Source organism: Gelidibacter sp. (assembly GCF_039916245.1).
Lineage (GTDB): Bacteria > Bacteroidota > Bacteroidia > Flavobacteriales > Flavobacteriaceae > Gelidibacter.
In genome coordinates this window covers 21552-29202 of record NZ_JBDSLS010000088.1, presented here as the reverse complement: position 1 = coordinate 29202, position 7651 = coordinate 21552, and the positions used below count along the sequence as shown (strand labels likewise).

Genomic DNA, 7651 nt, shown 5'->3' with positions numbered 1-7651 from the left:
TCGTCATGAATTGGCACAACGCACCAAACATCAATTGCGTCGCATGCCGAATTTGGAATTCTTTATCGACGATTCACTTGAATATATCGCACGTATCGATAAATCCTTAAGAGGCGAAGACAACCCAATTAAGGATGCTAGTTTATTGGACAAACGTAAAAAGAAGTAATTGAACTTCGCGCTTTACATCGCTAAGCGATACCTCTTTACCAAAAGCAGCAATAATGCCATCAATATCATGACCATTATTGCTGCTTCTGGTGTGGTGGTTGCCGCTGCGGCGTTGTTTGTTGTGCTTTCAGGATTTGCCGGCTTAAAGGATTTTAGCCTTGAATTTTCTTCTTTTGTAGATCCTGACCTTAAAATTCTCCCAGAACAAGGAAAATCGTTCTTGTTGACCGACAAAGATTCAACAGCCTTATCAAAAATTGAAGGGATTGCATCGTATTCAAAAATCATTGAAGAGCGTATTATTATTGAATTTGACAATAAAAACGTGCTGGCATCACTTAAAGGTGTCGATGAAAATTATCTGAAGGTCACCAGCATTGATTCTATGATCATCCAAGGGCAATGGTTTGAAAAAGGCAGTGGCCAACTGGTTTCTGGCTGGGGCATTGCGCACAACCTCTCTTTTGGCGTTTTGGATTATGGAAAGACACTTAGCATTTATGTGCCAAAACCAGGCGTTGGACAAATCAGTTCCATAAGAGGTGCTTTTAACTCATTGAATATGGTCAATATTGGCGTTTTTGATATCAATGAAGATTTGAATAGCACTTACGTTTATACGGATATTGCAAACGCACGTTACTTGATGGATTATGCCAATAATCAAGTGAGCAGTATTGAACTGAAACTCCAACCAAACGCTAATGAAAGCACGGTTAGAAAAGCGATACTAGAGAATTTTGACACCAACGTTATTGTAAAGAATAGAGCACAATTAAATGATGCGCTTTACAAGATGTTGAACACCGAAAATTTGGTGGTGTATCTCATTTTTACTTTGGTCATTATCATCGCACTATTTAATGTGATTGGCGCGTTAATCATGATGATTTTGGACAAAAAGGGCTCTTTGCATACGCTTTATAATATCGGTGCAACAACCAAAGATATTAGACGTGTATTTTTTCTTCAAGGCAGCTTGATGAGTCTTCTTGGTGGATTTGTAGGGGTTTTGATAGGTTTTATCCTTGTAGTTCTGCAACAGCAATTCGCATTAGTGATGATCACGCCTTCACTTCCTTATCCCGTCAAAATTCAAGTCATGAATATTGTGGTTGTTTTAGTAACGATTACGATTTTAGGATTCATTGCCTCTAAAATTGCTTCAGGACGGATTAATGAGACATTGGTGAGGAGCTAGTTTTCAGTTGGCAGTGTTCAGTCAGCAGTTGGCAGTCTCAAGTCTTCGGTCTTCGGTCTTCGGTCTTCGGTCTTTAAAACTAAAATTCTCAAATCAAAAAGACTAAATAATTTTAACTCTCAATTTTCCAATACTTCATCCTCTAAACTTCAAGCTTCGTGCTTCCAACTTCTGGCTTTAAACGAACTCATAGCCAGAAAAAGCTTCCAACACCTCATCAAAAGCTTCATAGACGTTTGCAGCATCATCACTAGAAACCATTTTTGAACGGTATTCTTTAAAGTTTGGAATGCCTTTAAAGTAATTGGTATAATGACGTCTGGTTTCAAAAACACCCAGTTTTTCGCCTTTCCAACCAATCGCCATTTCAAGATGTCGTCGTGCAGCATCCACGCGCTCTTCTAAAGAAATAGGATCCAAATGTTCACCGGTATTAAAAAAGTGTTTCACTTGTTTAAAAAACCAAGGATTCCCAATACTGGCGCGGCCAATCATACAACCATCCAATCCATACACATCGCGCATTTCCATGGCTTTTTCAGGAGTATCCACGTCGCCATTTCCAAATACTGGAATGTGCATCCGTGGATTGTTTTTGACCTCTGCAATGGGTCCCCAATCGGCATTTCCTTTATACATCTGGGCACGTGTGCGTCCATGAATTGAAATTGCTTTACAGCCAACATCTTGCAAGCGTTCGGCTACCTCAAGTATTCTTATGGAATCATGATCCCAACCCAAACGGGTTTTTACAGTGATTGGCAAATTGGTGCGTTTTACCATTTCTGCCGTCAACTTTTCCATCAGACACACATCTTTCAAAATACCGGCGCCAGCGCCTTTACTCACTACTTTTTTTACGGGACAGCCAAAATTGATGTCAATAATATCTGGGTTGGATTTCTCAACAATATCGATAGTTTGCAACATGCTTTCCAAATTGGCTCCAAAAATCTGAATGCCAACAGGACGTTCGCGTTCGTAGATATCCAATTTCATACGGCTTTTTGCGGCATCCCTGATCAGTCCTTCGCTGGAGATAAACTCCGTATAAACCACATCAGCGCCTTGTTCTTTGCACAAGGCTCTAAATGGTGGATCACTAACATCTTCCATAGGTGCTAACAGCAAAGGAAAATTCGGAAGTTCTATGTCGCCTATTTTTATCACAATTCAGATTTTGATGCAAAATTAATGCTTTTTGAGCAATTGCGGTTTATAAGACCACAGGTTTTGAAACCTGTGAGGTCTAGGTGTTGGATTACTGGTTTTGATCCTTCCCTCTTTAAGCCTTTTATTATAGGCTTAAAGCCACCTTCCCTTAAAAAAGGGAAGGAACTTTTTGATTGAGATAATGTGGGAAGATAACAGATTTAAAATCTAGAGCGATTGCATACCTTAAAACGTCAAATCCTTCTCAATCTTCTCGCCATTTCTATCGATAATAATTTTGGTACGATCCCCTTCTTTAAAAACCGAAAGCGCTCGCATATAGCCATACATATCGGTGATTATACTGTCGCCCAGCTTAATAACAATATCGCCCTTTAGCAATCCTGCTCTTGAGCCTGGCGTGTCTTCTCTCGTGCCATCAATCCGCATGCCTTTACCATCAAATAAATAATCGGGCACCACACCTAACCCGACTTTAAAACGAGGTGTTTCTTCGCTTTCATTCTTGGTTTTCCTGAATGCCAATTTTCCGCTGTTGTCCAATTCTGTAATGACCTCAAAAATATAGTCTGAAATGAGTTCCATGCCTTTAAAATTCAACTTATCATAGTCATCGCTTGGTTTGTGATAATCTTCATGCTGACCCGTAAAAATGTGAAGTACGGGAATATCACTTAAATAAAACGAGGTATGGTCAGAAGGTCCAACGCCAGATTCATTATCTATCAATTTAAAGCTTTTGTTAGCCGCCTGCAGCACTTGCTTAAAACGAGGCGAGGTTCCTGTGCCATAAACGGCGAGCGTGCCATCTTCTTTCAAACGTCCAACCATGTCCATATTAATCATATAATTGACGGTTGCGATATCAATCGTCGGATTTTTTACAAAAAAATTGCTTCCCAACAAGCCCATTTCTTCACCTGAAAAAGCTATAAATAAGTAGTTATTATGCGTATTGCCCTTGGTCAATTTCAATGCTAAATTCAAAAGAACAGCAACACCACTAGCATTATCATCAGCACCATTATGAATGGCTTTATCCCTTTCACGGTACAACGAACCTTCGCCGCCATAACCCAAATGGTCATAATGCGCGCCAATAATAACGGTGTTTTTGGCGTGATTATCAATATATGCCAGCACATTGATCCCGGTAATTGTGTTATCAGTAGTTTTAGCGTCATAAAACACTTCACTATGCGGATCTTTTTTAGGTTTAAAACTAAAGTATTGGTAAAAACCATTGCTTCCCTTAGGTTGTAATCCGAGGGCTTTAAAGCGTTCTGAAATATAGGCGACTGCTTTCTTCTCGCCATTGGTCCCAGTTTCCCGACCTTCATAAGCATCGGAAGCCAAGACGGAAACATCAGTCTCCATACTTATTTCTTCAATAACTTCTTGCTTACAAGATGCTATTAAAACTAAAAACAGACTCCATATTATAAATTTCATAATTTTATATGTTAATTTTATAAAACTAAGAAAAATCCAACTAAAGCTCTATGATTTCGACAATCTTGTATCTAAACTATTTTCTATGAAAAATATCCTTTTTATTGCTATAATCGCTACGCTTATTTTTTCATGTAAAAACGATAAGGAATCCTTTAACACAACAGTTAAAAAACTTGAAAGAACAGCTTCAGATTCTCTGATTTATCCCGAAGAAAAACATTTCAAATCCTTAAAACAAATCACTTTTGGCGGCGATAATGCAGAAGCCTATTGGAGTTTTGATGACAAGCAATTGGTTTTCCAATCCAATAATCCCAAATGGAATGTCCACTGTGACCAAATGTTTTTGATGAATGCTGACGACACGTTTAAAGATAAAATACCACCTATGATCAGCACTGGAAAAGGCAGAACCACCTGTGCTTACTTTTTGCCTGACAATAAACATATTGTTTATGCCTCCACGCATCTTGGTAATGATAAATGCCCGGAAACACCATTGAAAAAGGATGGGAAATATATTTGGCCCATCTATGATTCCTATGATATTTTTGTGGCCGATTTGGAAGGCAATATTACCGCACAATTGACCCATGAAAAAGGTTATGATGCAGAAGCCACCGTATCCCCAAAAGGCGATAAAATCGTATTTACCTCTACTCGAAATGGCGATATCGATTTGTACACCATGAACATTGATGGCTCAGATGTCAAACAGATAACCTTCGAATTGGGCTATGATGGCGGTGCTTTCTTTTCTCCTGATGGCACAAAAATCATCTTCCGTTCGTCGCGTCCTAAAACTGAGGACGACATCGCAGAATACAAAAGTCTCCTGAAAGAAGGATTGGTGCAGCCCACTGAGATGGAACTGTACATTTGCAATGCCGATGGTAGTGATTTAAGACAATTAACCCACCTCGGAAATGCCAATTGGAGTCCATTTTTTTTACCGGACGGCAAACGGATTATTTTCTCTTCAAATTTTGAATCCGAGCGCGGATTTCCATTCAGTTTGTACATTATAGGCATTGATGGCAAGGGCTTGGAGCGCGTTACCCATAGCGAAACGTTTGATGCCTTCCCCGTATTTTCAAACGATGGCAAAAAACTGATGTTCTCTTCCAACAGAAACAACGGCGGTGGCCACGATACTAATTTATTTGTTGCAGAATGGCAGGATTAATTGAACAGACTGACCGATTTAACTATTTTTTCTCCAATCGTTCAGTTTCCTGTTGCGATGTGACACGTTCGTTAGTCTTTAAATTAGTGTTACCAAATTTATATCGAAATCCTAATTTGACGGTTCTTGTATCCTGATCATAAAACGTGGTATTGTTCTGATTTAAATAGCGTGATTTAAATGTGAAATCCTGTTTATTAAAAAGGTCAGAAATCACTAAGGACACCGATGCCTTATTTTTTAAAATGGTTTTAGAAATGGTTAAATTTGAAAATAATACCTCATTGATTTCCCGAAAACCTCTAATGGATTTGCTCATGTAAGTTAACGAGAGATTGGCGTTCAAACTTTTATCCTTTAAGAAGGTGATATCATTGCTCAATGCGGTATAATTTGACCATAAATCTTTCTCGTATTCCAAACCATCAATGGTGCCTCGATCCCGAGTGTTGTAAAATGAGGTCACAAAATAAACGGACCAGTTTTCGATTAGATCAAAATAGGTAACGAAGTCAAACCCATACTCGATGGTAGATTTAAGATTAAATGGTGTATAGGTAATTCTTTTGTTGACATTATCCTGAAGTGTCAACTCGAAAATATTGTTATCAGAAGCTTTATAATAGGCTTCCACAGTATAAAGTCCGTTCAAAAATGAAGTTCCAAGTATGGCCCGATTCACAATAATGGGCTTTAAATCAGGATTTCCTGTAACAACAGTCACATCATTCAAATAAAACTGAAACGGATTTAAATCCTGATAATCAGGACGTTGAATACTTCGTTTGTAATTAGAATATAACGAGAAATTATCCGAAAAAGCATAAGTTAGACTTGCTGTTGGAAACCAGTCCAAATAATCCTGGTTATTGGTTACGTTATCAATAACGGAGTAGCCTTTAGCATTGGTTTGCTCAACACGTAATCCCGCAATCAAACTGAGTTTCTCCCACTCTTTTGAAAAATTAACATAACCTCCATAAATGGATTCATCATAGGTATAAACATCCGTATTATTGGCGTCAATGGTTTCGGCCCCATTAACACTATTAAACTGTGTAATATCACTAGCCGTCTTTATGTTTGAACCTTTGCCGCCTATTTCAAGATTTGCAGAGTCATCAATTGGTAAATTATAATCAATTTTTGCGGTATAGATTTCAGTGTCCTGATGGTTTTCGGTTCTAAAAGCTGATGTGTCCAAAAAGCTGCCATCATTTGCAAAATAATTACTTTTTACATTCTGATTGCGATTGTAATTATAGGTCGTAAAATGGGCATTCGCTGAAAGTTTCTCACCCGATTTCTCAAATTTGTGTACATAATCGAGGTCAAAACCTAAATTGTACTTATCGTCTTTTGAAATATTATTGGCATCAAAATAATAATTCAAATTCTGACTGGCATCCAATACATGCGTGTTATTCTTTATTTTATAGTCAAAATAAGGAAGCACCAGCATGTTTGAAGATAAACTCAATGTGTTTTTTTCATTGATGTTATAATCAAAATTGAAATTGAAATTATGAGTTTTTGACCATGTGTTTCGGTTGGTAGTGGATTTAAAAATTTCATCAATAGTGTTATTAAAATCCAGATAATTAACCACTTCATCTTGGTCTCTATTGATTTTATCTTGGGAATAGGCATAATTCGCGAAAAAATCAATTTTTTCATTTTTAAAAAAATGGCTCATTCCCGCATCATATCTCGGGAAAACGCCTTGAGTGAAATTGCCGAACACATTTCCCCTATATCCAGTGACCAAGTTTTTACTCATCACAATATTGATCACTGCACCGCTGGACGCATCATATTTAGCGGAGGGATTGGTAATCACTTCTACTGATTTTAATGAATTTGCCGATGAGCTTTGTAGTAATTGCATCAATTCCTCCCCGCTTAAATGCACTTTCTTATCATTGATATACACCGTTGGTTTGGCATTTTTTACCTGAATATTGTTGTCCATGACCAAAATACCAGGCGTACTTTGAAGTACCTCAAACATATTGCCTTCAATTAAGGCGGTGTTTTCAATATTAAAAACCAAACGATCGGCTAATTTTTTTAAGGTGGGCCTTTTAACGCTAATATTTATTTCATCCAATTGTTCTGACGCCTCGTTCAAAACAATAGTTCCCATTTCGACCGATTGATCGACCAAAACAGATTTATAAATATCCGTATAGCCCATAAAACTAAACTTGAACACATATTTATCTGACGCTAATCTATCGAGCATAAAAAAGCCCTTATCATTGCTTGAAACCCCTCTTACAATGGAGGAGTCTTGGGCTTTCATTACAATGACATGAGCAAATGCAATGGGCTGTTGCTCACGATCGTGAACAAATCCAGAAACCGAATACTCTTGTGAAAAACCTACGGTTGTTGACAGAACAGCGCACAAAAATAAGCAGAGGTAAATGAGGGGTTTCAAGTTAGTTTAAGTTTAGACCTGC

Annotated in this window: 5 protein-coding genes and 1 pseudogene; 3 read left to right on the top strand and 3 right to left on the bottom strand. The window is 37.9% G+C overall.

The genetic code is table 11. The annotated features are described in order from the left end of the window. Both ABIQ28_RS04365 and ABIQ28_RS04360 read left to right on the top strand, forming a co-directional pair. Positions 1-169, top strand: a pseudogene (locus ABIQ28_RS04365) (ribosome-binding factor A); the annotation flags it as partial. Further along, complete coding sequence (locus tag ABIQ28_RS04360) at positions 170-1372, top strand: ABC transporter permease (protein WP_348035573.1); 1203 nt, start codon at positions 170-172, stop codon at positions 1370-1372. It abuts the pseudogene before it with no gap. A 177-nt stretch (positions 1373-1549) separates the two neighbouring features. Here ABIQ28_RS04360 and dusB read toward each other — a convergent pair whose 3' ends face one another. Further along, positions 1550-2542, bottom strand: coding sequence for a tRNA dihydrouridine synthase DusB (gene dusB, locus ABIQ28_RS04355; protein ID WP_348035571.1), 993 nt, complete (start codon positions 2540-2542; stop codon positions 1550-1552). A gap of 228 nt (positions 2543-2770) precedes the next feature. Beyond that, complete coding sequence (locus tag ABIQ28_RS04350) at positions 2771-3997, bottom strand: M28 family peptidase (RefSeq protein WP_348035569.1); 1227 nt, start codon at positions 3995-3997, stop codon at positions 2771-2773. Between the two features lie 85 nt (positions 3998-4082). Here ABIQ28_RS04350 and ABIQ28_RS04345 point away from each other — a divergent pair, with 85 nt between their 5' ends. Then, positions 4083-5186: a hypothetical protein gene (locus ABIQ28_RS04345; RefSeq protein ID WP_348035568.1), complete on the top strand. Its 1104-nt coding sequence runs from the start codon at positions 4083-4085 to the stop codon at positions 5184-5186. Between the two features lie 22 nt (positions 5187-5208). On the opposite strand, the gene ABIQ28_RS04340 is transcribed toward ABIQ28_RS04345, so the two are convergent. Beyond that, a complete protein-coding gene (locus ABIQ28_RS04340) occupies positions 5209-7629 on the bottom strand; it encodes an outer membrane beta-barrel family protein (protein ID WP_348035567.1) in 2421 nt (806 codons plus the stop codon). Positions 7630-7651: the final 22 nt, after the last annotated feature.